The organism is Dactylosporangium salmoneum (assembly GCF_039532525.1).
GTDB lineage: Bacteria > Actinomycetota > Actinomycetes > Mycobacteriales > Micromonosporaceae > Dactylosporangium > Dactylosporangium salmoneum.
The window spans coordinates 5593-22775 of record NZ_BAAARV010000109.1 but is presented as its reverse complement, the minus strand read 5'-3'; the positions used below and the strand labels follow the sequence as shown (position 1 = coordinate 22775).

Annotated in this window: 9 protein-coding genes and 2 pseudogenes; 2 read left to right on the top strand and 9 right to left on the bottom strand. The window is 75.5% G+C overall.

Going from position 1 to position 17183, the window contains the following annotated elements:
- Positions 1-5 precede the first annotated feature (5 nt).
- Positions 6-1037: a 3-oxoacyl-ACP synthase III family protein gene (locus ABD352_RS49955; RefSeq protein ID WP_344619709.1), complete on the top strand. Its 1032-nt coding sequence runs from the start codon at positions 6-8 to the stop codon at positions 1035-1037.
- 5 nt (positions 1038-1042) lie between these two features.
- On the opposite strand, the gene ABD352_RS49950 is transcribed toward ABD352_RS49955, so the two are convergent.
- From ABD352_RS49950 to ABD352_RS49935, 4 genes are read right to left on the bottom strand one after another with little or no spacing between them, the layout of a single operon-like run.
- Positions 1043-1456, bottom strand: coding sequence for a hypothetical protein (locus tag ABD352_RS49950; RefSeq protein WP_344619708.1), 414 nt, complete (start codon positions 1454-1456; stop codon positions 1043-1045).
- Complete coding sequence (locus tag ABD352_RS49945) at positions 1457-2593, bottom strand: FAD-dependent monooxygenase (RefSeq protein ID WP_344619707.1); 1137 nt, start codon at positions 2591-2593, stop codon at positions 1457-1459. It abuts the gene before it with no gap.
- Entirely contained in the window at positions 2594-4186 is a 1593-nt protein-coding gene (locus ABD352_RS49940; protein ID WP_344619706.1) for an ABC transporter permease, read from the bottom strand. It abuts the gene before it with no gap.
- Positions 4183-5100: an ABC transporter ATP-binding protein gene (locus tag ABD352_RS49935; RefSeq protein WP_344619705.1), complete on the bottom strand. Its 918-nt coding sequence runs from the start codon at positions 5098-5100 to the stop codon at positions 4183-4185. The genes ABD352_RS49940 and ABD352_RS49935 overlap by 4 nt, the downstream gene beginning before the upstream one ends.
- A 102-nt stretch (positions 5101-5202) precedes the next feature.
- Between ABD352_RS49935 and ABD352_RS49930 the strand changes: the two genes are divergently transcribed.
- Positions 5203-5715 (top strand): GbsR/MarR family transcriptional regulator, encoded by a 513-nt coding sequence (locus ABD352_RS49930; protein ID WP_344619704.1) that lies wholly within the window; start codon positions 5203-5205, stop codon positions 5713-5715.
- A 146-nt stretch (positions 5716-5861) separates the two neighbouring features.
- On the opposite strand, the gene ABD352_RS49925 is transcribed toward ABD352_RS49930, so the two are convergent.
- The 5 genes and pseudogenes from ABD352_RS49925 to ABD352_RS49905 all read right to left on the bottom strand — a co-directional run.
- The gene (locus tag ABD352_RS49925; RefSeq protein WP_344619703.1) at positions 5862-7268 is read right to left on the bottom strand and encodes an FAD-dependent oxidoreductase; all 1407 of its coding nucleotides are present in this window, start codon (positions 7266-7268) and stop codon (positions 5862-5864) included.
- A 64-nt stretch (positions 7269-7332) separates the two neighbouring features.
- Positions 7333-7701 carry an SRPBCC domain-containing protein gene (locus ABD352_RS49920; RefSeq protein ID WP_344619702.1) on the bottom strand — a complete coding sequence of 123 codons (369 nt, stop codon included), beginning with the start codon at positions 7699-7701 and terminating at the stop codon, positions 7333-7335.
- A pseudogene (locus tag ABD352_RS49915) lies at positions 7698-11540 on the bottom strand (type I polyketide synthase); the annotation flags it as partial. The gene ABD352_RS49920 and the pseudogene ABD352_RS49915, both read right to left, overlap by 4 nt.
- 233 nt (positions 11541-11773) lie before the next feature.
- Positions 11774-16960, bottom strand: a pseudogene (locus tag ABD352_RS49910) (type I polyketide synthase); the annotation flags it as partial.
- The coding region (locus tag ABD352_RS49905) for a hypothetical protein (RefSeq protein WP_344619699.1) at positions 16957-17183 on the bottom strand (227 nt) is incomplete at its 5' end. The gene ABD352_RS49905 and the pseudogene ABD352_RS49910, both read right to left, overlap by 4 nt.

The following is a 17183-nucleotide window of genomic DNA, read 5'->3' as shown; positions in this document are numbered from 1 at the left end:
GGGCCATGACCGCGCCGAGCGTCTATCTCCGATCGATCGGCACCGCCCTGCCCGGGCCGCCCGTCGACAACGCCGCCCTGGCCGCCCGCTTCGGCCTCAACCGGCTGTGGGAGCAGTGGGTCGACACGTTCGTGGGCACGAAGGCCCGGCACCTCGCCGTCGACCTCGCGACCGGCGAGGTCCGCTACAGCCTGGCGGACCTCGCCGAGACCGCGGGCCGCCGGGCCCTGGCCAACGCCGGGCTCACCGCGGCCGACGTGGACCTCGTGGTCATGGGCACCGCGATGCCCGACGCACTGATGCCGGCGACGGTGAACGTGGTCGCCGACCGGCTCGGCATCGACCAGGTCCCGGCCTACCAGCTGCAGTCCGGCTGCACCGGCGCGTTCCAGGCCCTCGACGTGGCCCACCAGATGCTGCTGACCGGCCGGCACCACACCGCGCTGGTGCTCGGTGGCGACGTGTGCGCCAAGCACTTCGACATGACCCGCAACCCGGCCGACCTGCCGCCCGGCGAGCAGGTCAACGGCGTGCTGTTCGGCGACGGGGCCGGGGCCGTGGTGCTCAGCTCGCGGGCGGCCCCGGGCGCCGCGCGGGTCCGCCACGTCTTCGTCCGGCTCACCGGGCTGGGCCGCGCGCCTGGCCAGACCCTCGAGTGGTACGGCATGGCCGAGCGCGACTCGCCGAAGCCGCCCGCCGTCGAGGACTACAAGGCGATCGAGGAGTCGGTGCCGCGGATGGCCGCCGAGATCCTCGACGAGGTCCTCGACAACCTCGGCTGGAAGCGGGCCGACCTGGACTTCGTGCTGCCGCCGCAGCTGTCCGGCCGGATGACCGCCCGCATCGCCGAGGTCCTCGACGTCCCGGACGCGGTGGAGGTCAGCTGCGTCGCCGAGACCGGCAACAACGGCAACGCGCTGCCCTTCCTGCAGCTCGAACGGGCCCTGCCCCAGCTGTCCTACGGCGACCGCGCGGTGGCGATCGCCGTGGAGTCCAGCAAGTGGATCAAGGCTGGGCTCGCCCTCGAGGTCGTCTAACCGCGTCAGGTCGGGTGCTGCCCGAGCAGGTCGGTCAGGGCCTCGACCACGGGCGCCAGGCCCGGCAGCCGGTCCGGCACGTTGGTGGTGAACGTGCGGCGCCGGAGGGTGATGTCGTACTGGTAGTAGTCGCGCACCTGGTCGTCCATGAGCCGCGGCGGCCAGGCGTCGACCTCGGCCGCGTCCAGCCGGGCCTTCAGGTCGGCCAGGCGCCCGGCCGGCAGGCGGTCCCGGTCCCGGCCGCCGACGCGCACGCCGCCGTCGTCGCCGACCGAGACGGTTTGCACGACCCCGCGCAGGCCGCCCGACCGGGTCATGGTGACCAGCTCGCCGCCGCCGGCCCGCCGCCAGAGCGCGTATCCGCCGGCGGCGGCGACCGCCGCGAGCACGCACCCCGCGATGAGCAGGCGGCGGACCATCTACGACGTGATTTCGGGCGCGTCCCAGGCCCACACCCGTCGCGCCGAGCGCTGGGCGAGCGACTGCGGGGTGAGCCGGAGCAGGAACGTGGTCAGCGCGTAGGGCATGCCGGCGGTCGACATGGTGATGTCGCACTTGCGCCGGGCCTCGCGCTGGATCTTGTGGGTCCGCGGCAGGCGGCGCGCGTTGTACCCGGCCAGCGCCGCGTCCAGGTCGCCCGCCCCGCCGACCGCGGCCGCGAGCTCGACCGCGTCCTCGATCGCCTGGCAGGCGCCCTGCCCGAGGTCCGGGGCCATCGCGTGGGCGGCGTCGCCGAGCAGCGCGACGCGGCCCTTGACGTAGGCGGGCAGCGGGTCGAGGTCGTGGATGTCGTGGCGCAGCACGTGGTCCGGGCGGGTGGCGACGAGCACCTTGGGGATCGGGTCGTGCCAGTCCTCGGTGCGCTCCCGCACCACGGCGTGCTCGCTGGGCGAGGGCCTGGACGGCTCCTCGGCGCGGGCCCCGAGCGCCCAGTAGAGGCGGTCGCCGCGCAACGGGTGGATGAGGAAGTAGCAGCCGCGGCCGATGGTGACGCTGCCCTCGATCGGGCCGGTGGAGCCGGGCTCGGTGACGCCGCGCCAGACCGTGCAGTGGCGGAAGGGCGGCTCCGGGGCCTCGGGCCAGCCCTGCCGGCGCAGGGCGCTGTGCACGCCGTCGGCGCCGACGATCAGGTCGGCGGCCAGGCTTCCGCCCTTGTAGTGCACCTCGGCGCCGTTCACCCCGACGACTTCCGCGTCCAGGCGGACCACTTCGGGCGGCAGCGCGGACTGGAGTACCTCGTGCAGGTCCGCCCGGTGCAGCGCGGCGACCGGGGTGTCCTTGCCGGGCCGGTAGCGCATGAGGTACCGGCCGTCGGGGGTACGCAGGTTGGCCGTGGCGCCGGACGGGTGGGTGACGGACCGGACCCGCTCGCCGACGCCGAGCGCGTCGAGGGCCTCGAGGGCGTTCGGCGCCAGGGACAGGCCGGAGCCCACCTCGCCCAGCGCCTTCTCGCGCTCGAGGACCGTCACCGACCAGCCGGCCAGGCGGAGGCCGATGGCGGCGGCGAGCCCGCCGATGCCGCCACCGACAACTACCGCTTTCCTGCCGTCGCTCATTTAGCTGACGTCCCGGCGCCGGAAGCCGGCGAGGCCGGCCGCGGCGAGGACGATCGCGATGACCACCAGGACCGTCACCGGCAGCGCCTGGAACTCGCCGCCCGGCAGCCGGGGCAGGTGGGTGAACGGGGAGATGTCGCGCACGCCCTGGCTCAGGTCCAGCGCCGAGCCGAACTGGCCGAACAGCAGGGCCAGGCCGACCCCGGCCCAGCTCACCGCGACCAGCCGCGGCGCGAGGCCGAACAGCGCCACGGCGATGCCGGCGAGCACCCAGACCGCGGGCAGCTGGACCAGCGCGGCGCCGAGGATCCGGCCGGTCTGGCCGCCGACGTCGCCGACCCGGGCGCCGTGCACCAGGCCCATGGTCAGGCCGGCCGCGGCCAGCGGCACGGCCGCACCGATGAACGCGAAGGCGAGGTGGCCGGCCATCCAGCCGCCGCGGGTGACCGACCCGGCGAGCAGCGGCTCGATCCGGTGGTCGTTCTCCTCGGCGCGCAGCCGCAGCGCGGAGGAGACCGCGTAGGCGGCGGCCGCCAGCCCGAGCAGGGCGATCATCGCGGCCAGGAACGCGTCCACGAGCGCCGTGCGGCCGCCCATCTTCTCCAGGGCGTCCTGCACCTTGGCGCTGCCGTTGACCACCTTGCCGACGTCCTTGGCGGCGCTGCCGATGACGACGCCGACCACCGCGAAGCCGAACGTCCAGCCCAGCAACGAGCCCCGCTGCAGGCGCCAGGCCAGGGCGAAGGTGCCCATCCGCTCGCCCGTGGCCGAGCCCGGCCGGTCGGCGAGCAGGCCCGCGCCCATGTCCCGGCGGGCCGAGAGCGTCCAGGCGGCCAGGGCGAGGACCACCGCGGCGGCGAGCATCAGCAGCAGTACCCACCAGCGCTCCGTGGCGAACGGCCGCAGCTGCTGGCCCCAGCCGATCGGGGAGAGCCAGCTCAGCCAGTGCGCGCCGCCGTCGCCGGAGGCGTCGCCGAGGCCGCGGAGGATGAAGAACCCGCCGAGCAGGGCGATGGAGATGCCGTTCGCGCTGCGCGAGGAGGTGGTGAGCTGGGCGACGACGGCGGCGATCGCGGCGAAGACCAGGCCGCAGAGGGCCAGGCCGAGGCCGAGGGCGAGCGCGCCGGTCGGGTCCTGCTCTCGGGCCTTCAGGCCGAGCGTGCAGATCAGCGCGATCAGCAGGTCGGCGATGACCGCCATCACGAACGCGGCGGCCAGCGGCGCCTGCCGCCCCACCGCACCGGCGCCGAGCAGCTCCCGGCGGCCGGCCTGCTCCTCGGCCCGGGTGTGCCGGATGATGAGCAGGATGTTCATGAGGCCGGTCAGCGCGGCCCCGATCGCGCCGATGCGCATGGCGGTGAGGCCGCCGATGGTGTCCGGCGAGAAGGCGTGGCCGTACAGCGCCGCGGTCGCCGGGTTGGACTCCAGGCCGGACGCGTAGTCGATGCGGGACTGGACCGTCGGGTACAGCTTGGTGAGGCTGCCGGCGAGCGCGCTGGGTATGCCGCCGAGGATGAGGACCCAGATGGGCAGGCTGATCCGGTCCCGCCGCAGCGCCAGCCGGACCAGGGGCCAGGTGCCGACGTAGTTCACGAGCGCACCGCCTGCGGCTCCGGGCGGTCCTGCGCGGTGCTGTAGTACCGCAGGAACAGCTCCTCGAGCGTGGGCGCGGTGCTGCTGAGGCTGCGCAGCCCGGCGGCGGCGAGGCGGCCGACCGCGTCGGAGAGCTGGCCGTTGTCCGCCTGGAAGCGCACCGTGTTGCCCTCGACCGTGACGTCGTGCACGCCGGGCAGCGCGCCCAGCCCGTCCGGCACCGCGTCGACCTCGGCCACGACCGTGGTCCGCCCGAGGTGGCGCAGGCTGGACAGCGCGCCGCTCTCGACGGTCCGGCCGGAGCGGATGATGGTCACCTGCTCGCAGAGCGCCTCGACCTCGCTGAGGATGTGGCTGGACAGCAGCACCGTGCGGCCCTCGGCGGCGACCTCGGCGACGCACTGCCGGAAGATCTCCTCCATGAGCGGGTCCAGGCCGGACGTCGGCTCGTCGAGGATCAGCAGCTCGGCCTTGGAGGCGAAGGCGGCGACCAGGGCGACCTTCTGCCGGTTGCCCTTGGAGTAGGTGCGGGCCTTCTTGGTCGGGTCGAGCTCGTAGCGCTCCAGCAGCGACTTGCGCCGGTCGGGGTCGAGCCCGCTGCCGAGCCGGCCGAGCAGGTCGATGACCTCGCCGCCGGTCAGCTGCGGCCAGAGCGTCACGTCGCCCGGCACGTACGCGATGCGCCGGTGCAGCGCGGTGGCGTCCTTCCACGGATCGCCGCCGAGCAGGGAGACCGAGCCACCGTCGGCGCGCAACAGCCCGAGCAGGACCCGGATGGTGGTGGACTTGCCGGCCCCGTTGGGACCGAGGAAGCCGTGGACCTGTCCCGCCTCGACATTGAGGTTGAGTCCGTCCAGTGCCCGAGTTCGGCCGAACGACTTGATCAGGCCCTGCGCCGCGACCATCGTTGTCATAGTTCGGAAGGTACACTAGATTCACGAGATAGTGAAACTTAGATACCTCCAAAAGCGTGTAAACTCGACCGATCCTCAGAAGGGACTGGGCGGAGGAGGAACGTGAGCTCAGACGTGAGCCGGACGTCCGCGGCTGCCGCGGCACGTGACGAGACTGCGGTCTCGCGCTTCGTCGAGCGGTTCGCCTCCACCCTGGCTCAGGCGGGCTTCCCGCCGATGGCGGCCCGGGTGTTCGTCGCCCTGCTCGCCGCCGACTCCGGGAGCCTTACGTCCGCCGAGCTCTCCGAGCAGCTGCGGATCAGCTCGGCCGCCGTGTCCGGGGCGGTGCGGTTCCTCATCCAGGTCAACGTGGTGCTCCGCGAGCGGGAGCCGGGGTCGCGCCGGGACGTGTACCGCGTCTACGAACACGTCTGGCAAGAGGTCCTGACCCGCCGCATGCAGATCCTCGACTTCTGGAAAGAGAGCCTGCGGGCCGGCATCGACGCCGTGGGGCCGGCCACGCCCGCGGGGCGGCGGCTCTCCGAGACCCTCGACTTCTTCACGTTCCTGGACCAGGAGGTCCCCGAGATGATGGCCCGCTGGCGCGAACGCCAGTCGGGCGGGGCCGGACGCTAGCTCCTGCGCGAAGCGCCGGGGCACAGACGCCGCCGGTCCGCGACCACGGCCACGGCCGCGGACGCCAGTCGTTGCGCGCCAGCGCCCTACTTATCGGACGAAAAGGCCCCCGGGGCAATCCACCCCGGGGGCCGAAGAGCGACGGGTCAGGCCGGCTCGCCTACGCGCAGGACGGCGCGCTCGTCGTCGGACAGGGGTGGGGCGCTCAGGGCCGGGCGCCCCTTGGCCCGTCGCAGCGCCGTGACGACCTGCGGCGACTCCAGGCTGCTGATCGGCTCCGAGAGCGTGGTCACCTTGGTCGCGGCCGCGCTCACCGCCGGGTCGCGCAGCGCCGTCGCGCCGATCAGGTCGGAGAAGCTGCGGCGCTGGGCCTGCACGCCCGGGGAGAGCCTCGGGTCGTTCACCTCGGCCCGGCAGTTCGGGTAGCACAGGTCCTGGGACGCGGCCAGCAGCCAGGCGTCGTCGGCCCGGGCGCCCACCGCCCGCTGGATGCGCCCGGTGGCGCCGGCGGTCAGGCCCGCCTCGGCCAGGCCCTCGTCCAGCGCGGCGGCGCTGTGCGCGGCCACGCTCATGCCGTGGCCGTAGACCGGGTTGAACGCGGCCACCGCGTCGCCCAGGGCGACCAGGCCCTCCGGCCAGGCGGGCAGGCGTTCGTAGTACAGCCTCCGGTTGGCACTGCTGCGCGAGCCCTGCACCGCCGTCAGCGGCTCGGCCACGGCGATCAGATCGGCGATGAGGGGGTCGCGCATGCTGCGGGCGAACTCGGCGAAGCCGTCCTCATCGGTCGGGGGCTCGGCGCCGCGCGTGCCCGAGAGGGTGACGATCCAGCGGCCGTCCTCGATCGGGGCGAGGGAGGCGTTGCGGCCCGGGCGCGGGACGCGGTGGTCGGCCAGGACGTTCACCAGGGGGAAGGCCCGGGCGCCTTCCGGGGCGCGGAAGATGCGGGTGGCGTAGGCGATGCCCGCGTCGACCGTGTCCTGCTCGACCGGGGGCAGGCCCAGGGCGGACAGCCAGCGCTTCAGCTGGGAGCCGCGGCCGGTGGCGTCGACGACCAGATCGGCCTCGAGGTCCACGGTCTCGCCGGTCCCGGCACCGCGCACGCGCACACCGGCGATCCGGTTGGCGTCGCCCAGCGGACCGAGGGCCTCGGTGGACGGCATCGTGGCGACGTGCGGGTGGCGGCGCAGCACCTCGTCGCGCACCACCCAGTCGAGCATGGGGCGGCCGGCGCTGATGATGAACTGGGTCTGCGGGAAGCGGTGCTGCCAGCCGTACGCCGTCAGCCACACCACCTGCTCCGGCACCCCGATCCGGTGGGCACCCTCGGCCAGCAGACGGTCGGTGACGCCGGGCAGCAGCCGCTCGATGACCCGCGCGCCGCCGGACATCAGCAGATGCGCGTGGCGGGCCTGGGGCACGCCCTTGCGGAACTCCGGGCCGTCGGGCAGCTTGTCGCGGTCGACCACCGTGACGGCGTCGACGTGGCGGGCCAGGACCGCGGCCGCCAGCATGCCGGCCAGGCCGCCGCCCAGGACTACGGCGTGGGTTGTCACTGCGCTCCTCTCCAGGGCCGCGGGCGTGGGCGGGCCGATCGGGCCGCCCACGCCCGGAGGCGGGTTACAGGTTCTCGGCCAGCGCCTTGATCGCGTCGAGGTGCGAGTTGCTCTCCTCCAGGCCCAGGCGGGTCTTGTCGCCCTCGGGGGCCAGCGTGAAGCGGATCAGCCGCGAGTTGGCGTCGGTCGGCTCCTCGTCGGTGACCTTGCTGATGACGCGGTACGAGAAGACACGCAGCGGCTCGACCTCGATGATCCGCGCGTAGAGCTCCGAGCCCTGCTTGAACTTGAAGGTCATCAGGCCGCCCGGGGCGAGCTTGTCGATGTCGTGCTCGGCCTCGCCGAACCACTTGGCGATCAGGTTGACGTCGGTGAGGACCGACCAGACGTTCTCGACCGGGGCCTCGACGATGATGTCGCGTGCGTCGCTCATTGCTTTCCTCCCGCTGATTCAAGCCATTTCTCGACTACCGATGCAGTGTACTTGACATTCTCATTCATCAATATACTGAAATGATTTCCGGGCACCTCCACGGCGTCGTCGGGAATCGCCGTGCCGCCCGGGCCGAGGGACTCGGCAGCGCGCACGGACAGGGTCGGCACCGCCGGTGGCGGGGCGCCCAGGTCGAGGTTGAAGTAGCGGGCCCGGGCGGTGACCCAGGCGTCGTCGCCGTCCGCTCCGCCCTGCTCGATCAGCACCTTGTGCAGGGCGGCCAGCCAGTCCTGGTCGTGCCCGCCCCACGCCGGGGTGTCCAGCAGCACCACCCCGGCGGGGTCGAGGCGGCGGGCCACCAGGCGGGCCAGGTACCCGCCCGAGGAATGCCCCACGAGGACCGCCGCGGACGGGTCGAAATCCCGCCGTACCGCATCCGCCAAAACGTCGCCAAGGGCGTCGGCGTCCCGGGGCAGGGCCTCGCCCGCGGCGAATCCGGGAAGCTGCACCGTCCACACGTCACGGGCCCCGGAGAATTGCGCCGCGAAACGCGTGTAATGGTGCGCCGAGGGTTTCCACACGAACGACGGGAAGCACAGCAGCACGGGACGCGACGGGCCCTTGGCCAGCCGGACCCAGCGCGGGCGGACGGGCACCTCGGCGGCGGCGCGGAACTGCGGGCGGAACTCGGCCAGCCGGGTGGACAGCTCGTGCGCCTCGGCGAACCGGCCCTCGCGGCACGCCTCCACGAACATCGCGCCGAGCGTCCCGCCCCCGGCCTCGGCCGCAGCGCCGCCCGACTGTTCGAGGTGGGCGGCCAGTGCCCGTACCGTCGGGTGGTCGAACATCAGGGTCGGCGGCAGCTCGACTCCCGTCGCCGATTGGAGGCGCCGGCCCAGCTCGACGGCGGCGAGGGAGTCGAAGCCCAGCTCCAGGAACTCGCGGTCGGGGTCGACCTCGTCGGCGGAACCGTACTCGAGCACCCCGGCGACCTGGGCCCGCACGAACGCGAACAGATCGGTCGGGGCCTCGGGCAGCGAGGCCGCCGGTTCGGGCAGCGAGGCCGCCGGTTCGGGCAGCGAGGCCGCCGGTTCGGGCAGCGGACTGGACCCCGAGAAGGAGGCCGACAGCCAGTAGCGGCGGCGCTGGAAGGGGTACGTCGGCAGGTCGACCGGCGCCGGCTCGTGCCCGGCGAAGAGCTCCTTCCAGGCGACGGGCGCCCCCGCGGCCCACAGCCGGCCGGCGGCGCCGAGCGCGGTGGCCGCCTCCGGGCGCTCGGCCCGCTGCGCCGCCACGACCACGGCCTCGCCGTCCCCGGCCAGGCAGCGCTCGGCCATCGAGGCCAGCACCGCGGACGGCCCGACCTCCAGGAACGCGTCCGCGCCCCCGGCCCGCAGCGCGGCCACGGCGTCGGCGAAGCGCACCGGCCGGCGGACCTGGCGCACCCAGTACTCGGCGGTGCCCAGCTCGGCCGCGCCGACCGGCTGCCCGCTGGACCCGCTGACCAGCCGCAGCGCCGGCTCCCGCACCGAGATCTTCGCGGCCACCTCGGCGAACTCGGCGAGCATCGGCTCCATGAGCGGCGAGTGGAAGGCGTGGGAGACGCTCAGCCGGCGGATCTTGCGGCCGGCATCGGCGAAGCCCTGGACCACCTCCAGGACGGCGGCCTCCTCCCCCGACACCACGACCGAGTCGGGCGCGTTGAGCGCGGCGACACCGGCCCGGTCCTCGCGGCCCTCCAGCGCGGCGAGGACCTCGGCCTCGGTGGCGTTCACCGCGACCATCGCGCCGCCCTCGGGCAGGGCCTGCATGAGCCGCCCCCGGGCGGAGACCAGCGCGGCCGCGTCGGGCAGGGACAGCGCCCCGGCCACGTGGGCGGCGGCGATCTCGCCGACCGAGTGCCCGGCCACCGCCTCGAACCGCAGGCCCCACGCGGTCAGCAGCCGGAACAGGGCGACCTCGACGGCGAAGAGGGCCGGCTGCGCGAACTCCGTCCGGTGCACCGCTTCCGCGGCCATCGCCTCCCGCACCCGCGGGTCGAGGAGGGCCAGCACCTCGTCGAACGCCTCGGCGAAGAGGGGGAAGGCGGCGTACAACTCGCGGCCCATGCCCGGCCGCTGGGCGCCCTGGCCGGAGAAGAGCGCGGCCACCCGCCGCCCCTTTCCGGCCACGCCGGTGACGAGCCCGGCCACGCCGGTGACGAGCCCGGCCACGCCGGTGACGAGCCCGGCCACGCCGGTGACGAGCCCGGGCGCGCGCAGGCCGCTGAGCAGCGCGTCGGCGTCGGCGGCCACGACCACGGCCCGGTGCTCGAAGGCCGGGCGGGTGGTGGCCAGCGCGTGGCCGAGGTCCGTGAGGTCCGCACCGGCGGCAACGCGGCCGGCCAGGCGCCCGGCCAGGGCGCGCAGGGCCGGCTCGGTGCGGGCGGAGAACACGAACGGCAGCGGGCCGGCCGCCGGGGCCGCGGGGCGCGGGGTCGGCCGGTCGGCCGGCGCCTCCTCCAGCACGACGTGCGCGTTGGTGCCGCTGATCCCGAACGACGAGACCGCGGCCCGCCGCGGGCGGTCGCCCGCCGGCCACGGCTCCGCCTCGCTCAGCAGCCGGACCGCCCCGGCGGACCAGTCGATGTGCGGCGAGGGCGCGTCCACGTGCAGGGTCTTGGGCGCGAGCCCGTGCCGCATCGCCTCGATCATCTTGAGCACGCCGGCCACCCCGGCCGCGCCCTGGGTGTGCCCGAGGTTGGACTTGACGGAGCCGAGGCGGAACGGCTCCGTCCGGTCCTGGCCGTAGGTGGCCATGAGCGCGTGGGCCTCGATCGGGTCGCCGAGCGTGGTGCCGGTGCCGTGCGCCTCAATGACGTCCACGTCGGACGCCCGCAGGCCGGCGTTGGCCAGCGCCTGGCGGATCACGCGCTGCTGGGACGGGCCGTTCGGGGCGGTGAGGCCGTTGGAGGCGCCGTCGGAGTTGACCGCCGAGCCGCGGATCACGGCCAGGATGCGCCGGCCGTTGCGGCGGGCGTCGGCCAGCCGCTCCAGCAGCAGCACGCCCACGCCCTCGGAGAACCCGGCGCCGTCGGCCGCGGCCGCGAACGACTTGCACCGCCCGTCTCCGGCCAGCCCGCGCTGCCGGCTGAACTCCACGAAGACCGCCGGGTTGGACATCACGGTGACCCCGCCGGCCAGTGCCATGGTGCACTCGCCGGCTCGAATGGCCTGGACCGCCAGGTGTACCGCCACCAGCGACGACGAGCACGCGGTGTCCACGGTGAGGACGGGCCCCTCCAGGCCGAGCGTGTAGGCGACGCGGCCGGACACCACGCTGCTCGCGCTGCCGGTGCCCAGGTAGCCGGCGACGCTCGGCGGGACGTCGGTGAGCCGGGCGCCGTAGTCGTGGTACATCACCCCGGCGAAGACCCCGGTCCGGCTGCCGCGGACGCCGCGCGGGTCGATGCCGGCCCGCTCGAACGCCTCCCACGCGGCCTCCAGCAGCACCCGCTGCTGCGGGTCCATGGCCGGGGCCTCGCGCGGCGAGATGCCGAAGAACACCGGGTCGAAGCCGCCCGCGTCGGCGAGGAAGCCGCCCTCGAGGGTGATGTCGCCGTCCAGCGCCGCCAGGTCCCAGCCCCGGTCGTCCGGAAAGCCGCCGACCGCGTCGCCGCCGGTGCGCAGCAGCTCCCACAGGTCCTCGGGCGAGTTGACCCCGCCGGGGAACCGGCAGGCGGTCCCGATCACCGCGATCGGCTCGCCGCCGGCCGCGGTCAGCCGCCGGTTCTCCTTGCGCAGGCGCTCGTTCTCGGTCATCGCCGCGCGCAACGCCTCGACGACGCGGGCCTCGGTCGGACTCATTCCTGGCTCCACTCGTTCAGCGCCAGGCTGACGAGATCGTCCACGTCCATCGTGGCGATCTCGCTCGCCTCTTCCGGCTCCGGTTCGCCGGCCCCGGCCAGGCGCAGCAGCGGCTCCAGCAACCCGTGCTCGCGCAGCCGGTCCAGGGGGATCTCCGCGAGCAGGCGGCGGGTCTGCGCGTCCCCGTCGGGCTCGTCGCCGCCGAGCTGCTCGAAGATGTGCCCGGCCACCAGGGCCGGGGTCGGGAAGTCGAAGACCAGGCCGGCCGGCAGCCGCAGCCCGGTGGCGCCGCCCAGCCGGTTGCGCAGGGCGAGCGAGGTGAGCGAGTCGAAGCCCAGCTCGCCGAACGCGGTCTCGGGCGCGACCTCGGCGGCCGAGCCGTGGCCGAGGACGGCGGCGACGTGCCCGCGGACGAACTCGACCAGCTCGCGCCGGCGCTCGTCCGGGCCGAGGCCGCGCAGGCGGGCCTGCAGGCCGTCCGCTCCCCCGCCCGCGTCGGCGATGCGGCGCACGGGGGCGCGGACCAGGCCGCGCAGCACGCCCGGGAGCGGGCCGTTGGCGGCCACCGCGCGCAGCGCCGGCAGGTCGAAGCGGACCGGCACGAGGAGCGGGGCGCCGAAGGAGCCGACCCGGTCGAGGACGCTCAGGCCGTCTTCGGCGCTCAGCGGTACCGTGCTGCCCCGGTTCATCCGCCGCCGCTGCGCCTCGCCGAGGTGGCCGGTCAGCTCGCTGGCCTCCTCCCACAGGCCCCAGGCGAGCGAGACGGCGGGCAGCCCGGCCGCCCGCCGGTGGTGGGCCATCGCGTCCAGGAACGCGTTGGCGGCGGCGTAGTTGGCCTGGCCCGGGTTGCCGAGCACGCCGGCGACCGAGGAGAAGAGCACGAACGTCGACAGTGGACTGTCGCGGGTGGCCGCGTGGAGGTTGACCACGGCGTCGACCTTGGGCCGCAGCACGTGCTCGAGGCGCTGCGGGGTGAGCGAGCCGATGATGCCGTCGTCCATGGTGCCGGCGGTGTGGATCACGCCGGTGAGCCGGACGCCGTCCAGCGCGGCGTCGAGCTGGGCGCGGTCGGCGACGTCGGCGGCCACCACTGCCACCTCGGCGCCGGCCGCCTCGAGCTCGCCGGCCAGCGCGGCCGCGCCGGGTGCCTCGGGTCCGCGCCGGCTGAGCAGCAGCAGACTCCGCACGCCGCGCTCGTGGACGAGGTGCCGGGCCAGCAGCGCGCCCAGCGCGCCGGTGCCACCCGTGACGAGCACGGTGCCGTCGCCGAGGTCCGGCGGTTCGGTCGCGTCCGGTTCGGTCCGGACCAGGCGGGCCGCCAGGGGCGTGCCGTTGCGGATGGCCACCTGCGGCTCGTCGGTGTCGAGGATCGCGGGCAGCGTGGCCAGGGACTCGGGCGTGCCGTCGTGGTCGACCAGCAGGAACCGGTCCGGGTTCTCGGCCTGGGCGGCGCGCAGCAGGCCCCAGAGCGGGGCGGCGGCCAGGTCCGGCACGTCCTCGCCGGGGCCGGCCGCGACCGCGCCGCGGGTCACCACGACCAGCTTGGCGTCCGCGCAGCGCTCGTCGGCCAGCCAGCGCTGCACGGTGCCGAGCGCCGCCACCGCCGTGGCCCGCGCGGACGCCGCGAGGTCGTCGCCCGGCGCGCTGCTGACGTGCAGTCCCACGAACGGCGGCACGGGGTCGGGCAGCGCTTCCAGGTCGGGCAGGGGCCGCGGCGAGCCGAGGGCGATCGGGTGCCACTCGACGCGGAACAGCGAGCCGTCGCCGTTGGCCTGCCGCAGCTGCTCGGTGGAGACCGGGCGCAGGACGAGGGACTCGACGAGGGCGACCGGGCGGCCGGCGGCGTCGGCGACGTCCATGCGGACCGCGCCGTGTCGCTCGCCGGGAGCGCCGGACGGGGACAGCCGCACCCGCAGGGCGGTCGCGCCGGCCGCGAACAGCCGTACGCCGGTCCAGGCGAACGGAAGCCGCAGCCGCTCCTGGTCAGGTGCGTCGAGCAGGCCGATGGCGTGCTGGGCCGAGTCAAGCAGGGCGGGGTGCAGCCCGAAACGGGCCGCCTCGTCGCGGCGGTCCTCCGGGAGGGCGATCTCGGCGTAGACGTCGTCGCCGAGGCGCCACGCGGCGCGCAGGCCCTGGAAGACCGGGCCGTAGCCGTACCCGGACTCGAAGGTGTTGCGGTAGAAGCCGTCGAGCGGCACGGCCCGGGCGCCGGTCGGCGGCCACGGCGCGGGCGGGCCGCCGGGGGCGTCGGGCGCGCCGGGCGCCAGCTCGCCGACCGCGTGCCGGGTCCACCCGTCGTCCTCTTCCCGGCGCGAGTGGACGGTGAGCGCCCGCCGCCCGTCCCCGTCCGGCTCACCGATCCAGACCTGCAGCTGTACGGCACCCGCCCCGCCCAGCGTCAGCGGCGTCTCGAGGGTCAGCTCGGTCAGCTCAGCGCAGCCGGTCTCCTGGCCGGCCCGCAGCGCGAGCTCGACGAAGCCGGTGCCGGGCAGCAGCACGGTGTCGGCGACCGCGTGGTCGGCCAGCCACGGGTGGGTGCGCAGCGTCAGCCGCCCGGTCAGCAGGTACTCGTCCCGGTGCGCCACCGCGATGGCCGCCCCGAGCAGCGGGTGGCCCGCGCCGGCCAGCCCAGCGCCGGTCACGTCGGCGCCGCCCGCGCCGTTCTCCAGCCAGAAGCGGCGGCGCTGGAACGGGTACGCCGGCAGCTCCACCCGCTCGCCACCGCTCGCCGTGAGCCGGGCCCAGTCGACCGGCACGCCCCGGACGAACGCCTCGGCGAAGGAGGCCAGCAGCCGCGCCCGGCCCCCGTCGTCACGGCGCAGCGTCCCGGTGACGGCCGCGTCGACGCCCAGCGCCTCACAGGTCGCCTGCACCCCGCCGGTGAGCACCGGGTGCGGGCTGACCTCGACGAAGGCGCGGTGCCCGGCGCCGATCGCGCGGCGCACGGCGGCGTCGAAGCGCACGGTACGGCGGAGGTTGGCGAACCAGTACCCCGCGTCCATGCCGGCCGTGTCGAGCGGCTCGCCGTCGACGGACGAGATCAGCGCGACGTCCCCGGCCCGGGGTGCGAGCTCCTTGAGCGCGGCCAGCACGTCCTCGCGGATCGCGTCGACCTGCGCGGAGTGGGAGGCGTAGTCGACCGGGATGCGCTTGGCCCGAAGCCCCGCCGCCTCGCATCGGGCCAGCAGCTCGTCGAGCGCGTCGGCGTCGCCTGAGACCACGGTCGCCTCGGGCCCGTTGACGGCGGCCAGCGAGAGCCGCTCGCCCCAGGCGGCGATCCGCGCGGTGGCCGCGTCGGCCGGCTCGGGCAGGGACACCATGCCGCCCTTGCCGGACAGTGCGGTCAGCGCCCGGCTGCGCAGCGCCACCGCCCGCGCCCCGTCGGCCAGCGAGAGCCCGCCGGCCACGACCGCGGCGGCGATCTCGCCCTGCGAGTGCCCGACGACGGCCGCGGGCCGCACCCCGGCCTCCCGCCACACGTGGGCGAGGGAGACCATGACCGCCCACAGCGCGGGCTGGACCACGTCGACCCGGTCGAGCCCGGGCGCGCCGGGCCGCTGCCGCAGCACGTCGTCGAGCGACCAGTCCACGAAGGGCGCCAGGGCCGCGGCGCACTCCGCGATGCGGGCGGCGAAGCCGGGCTCGGCGTCGAGCAGCTCCGCGGCCATGGCGGGCCACTGGGAGCCCTGGCCGGGGAAGACCAGCACGGGGGCGAGCGGGCCGGCGGCGACGCCCTGCACGAGCTGGGCGGCCGGCTCGCCGGACGCGAGGGCGGCCAGGCCGGCCAGCAGCTCGTCCCGGCCGGCGGCGAGCACCACGGCCCGGTGGTCGAAGAGCGCCCGCCCGGCGGCGAGCGTCGGCGCGACCGCGGCCGGCGTCAGGTCCGGGTGGGCGAGCAGGTGGGCCCGCAGCTGGGCGGCCCGGTCCCGCAGCGCCGCCGCCGACCGCGCCGACAGCACGCACGGGGCGAGGCCCGCACGGGAGCCGCGCTCGGCAGCGGGGACCGACTCGAGAATGACGTGGGCGTTGGTGCCGCTCATGCCGAACGCGGAGACGGCGGCGCGGCGCGGCGCGTCGCCGACCGGCCACGGGCGCGCCTCCTGCAGCAGGCGCACCGCGCCGCTCGACCAGTCGACCTGCTCCGAGGGCCGCTCGGCGTGCAGGGTGCGGGGCAGCACGCCGTGGCGCAGCGCCTCGACCATCTTCATGACGCCCGCGATGCCGGCGGCGGCCTGGGTGTGCCCGATGTTCGACTTCACCGAGCCGAGCCACAGCGGGCGGTCCCGATCCCGGCCGTAGGTGGCCAGCAGCGCCTGGGCCTCGATCGGGTCGCCCAGCGCCGTGCCGGTGCCGTGCGCCTCGACGGCGTCGACCTGCTCGGCGTTGAGCCTGGCGTCGGCCAGCGCGGCCCGGATCACGTCCTGCTGGGCCGGCCCGCGCGGGGCGGTCAGGCCGTTGGAGGCGCCGTCCTGGTTCACCGCGGAGCCGCGCACGACGGCCAGCACGGGGTGCCCGGCCCGGCGGGCGTCGGCCAGCCGCTCGACGAGCATCATGGCGACGCCCTCGCCGAAGCCGAAGCCGTCCGCGTCGGCCGAGAACGGCTTGCACCGCCCGTCGCCGGCCAGGCCGCGCTGCCGGCTGAACTCGATGAACCCCGCCGGGGTGGGCAGGATCGTGGCCCCGCCGACCAGCGCGAGCGACGACTCGCCGAGGCGCAGCGAGCGGACCGCCAGGTGCAGCGCGACGAGCGACGAGGAGCAGGCGGTGTCGACGGTGACCGCCGGGCCCTCCAGGCCCAGGACGTAGGAGATCCGTCCGGAGGCGACGCTGGCCGAGACGCCGGTGCCGACATACCCCTCCACCCCCTCCGGCAGGTCGTCCAGGCCGGCGCCGTACCCGGAGGCCAGCGCGCCGACGAACACCCCGGTCCGGCTGCCCTTCACGCCGGCCGGGTCGATGCCGGCGTGCTCGAAGGCCTCCCAGGCGGTCTCCAGCAGGAGGCGCTGCTGCGGGTCCATGGCCAGGGCCTCGCGCGGGGAGATGCCGAAGAACGCGTTGTCGAACTCGCTGGCGTCGTAGAGGAAGCCGCCCTCGCGGGTGTAGACCGAGCCGGGACGGTCGGGGTCGGGGTCGTACAGCGCCTCCAGGTCCCAGCCTCGGTCCTCGGGGAAGCCGCCGATGGCGTCGCGGCCGGCGGACACCAGCGCCCACAGGTCGGCGGCGGAGCGCACCCCGCCCGGGAAGCGGCAGGCCATGCCGACGACGGCGATCGGCTCGGCGCCGGCCGACTCCAGGTCGAGCATCCGCTGCCTGGTCTCGGCCAGCTCTACCGTGACCAGCCGCAGGTACTCGCGCAGCTCCTGCTCAGTGGCCATCGCCGGTCCCCCCGCGGCGTCCAACGGTTCCCACGTCACGACCTCCCGAGCTGGGTGCGGATGAAGGCGAACATCTCGTCGTCGCTGGCGTCCTGCAGGCGCTCGGAGACACTGTCCGAGGCGGCGCCGGCGGCCTGCCAGCGGGCCAGGATCGCTTGCAGGCGGCGGGTGATCTCGGCCCGCTCCTCCTCGGCGACGGTGGCCGAGCCGAGGCTGGCCTCGACGCGGTTGAGGTCGGCCCGCAGCGAGGAGGCGACCGGCT

Excerpts from the sequence above, each read along its gene's own strand:
- ABD352_RS49935 (WP_344619705.1), bottom strand. The coding sequence starts at position 5,100 with ATGACAACGATGGTCGCGGCGCAGGGCCTGATCAAGTCGTTCGGCCGA.
- ABD352_RS49945 (WP_344619707.1), bottom strand. The coding sequence starts at position 2,593 with ATGAGCGACGGCAGGAAAGCGGTAGTTGTCGGTGGCGGCATCGGCGGG.
- ABD352_RS49955 (WP_344619709.1), top strand. The coding sequence starts at position 6 with ATGACCGCGCCGAGCGTCTATCTCCGATCGATCGGCACCGCCCTGCCC.
- ABD352_RS49920 (WP_344619702.1), bottom strand. The coding sequence starts at position 7,701 with ATGAGCGACGCACGCGACATCATCGTCGAGGCCCCGGTCGAGAACGTC.
- ABD352_RS49950 (WP_344619708.1), bottom strand. The coding sequence starts at position 1,456 with ATGGTCCGCCGCCTGCTCATCGCGGGGTGCGTGCTCGCGGCGGTCGCC.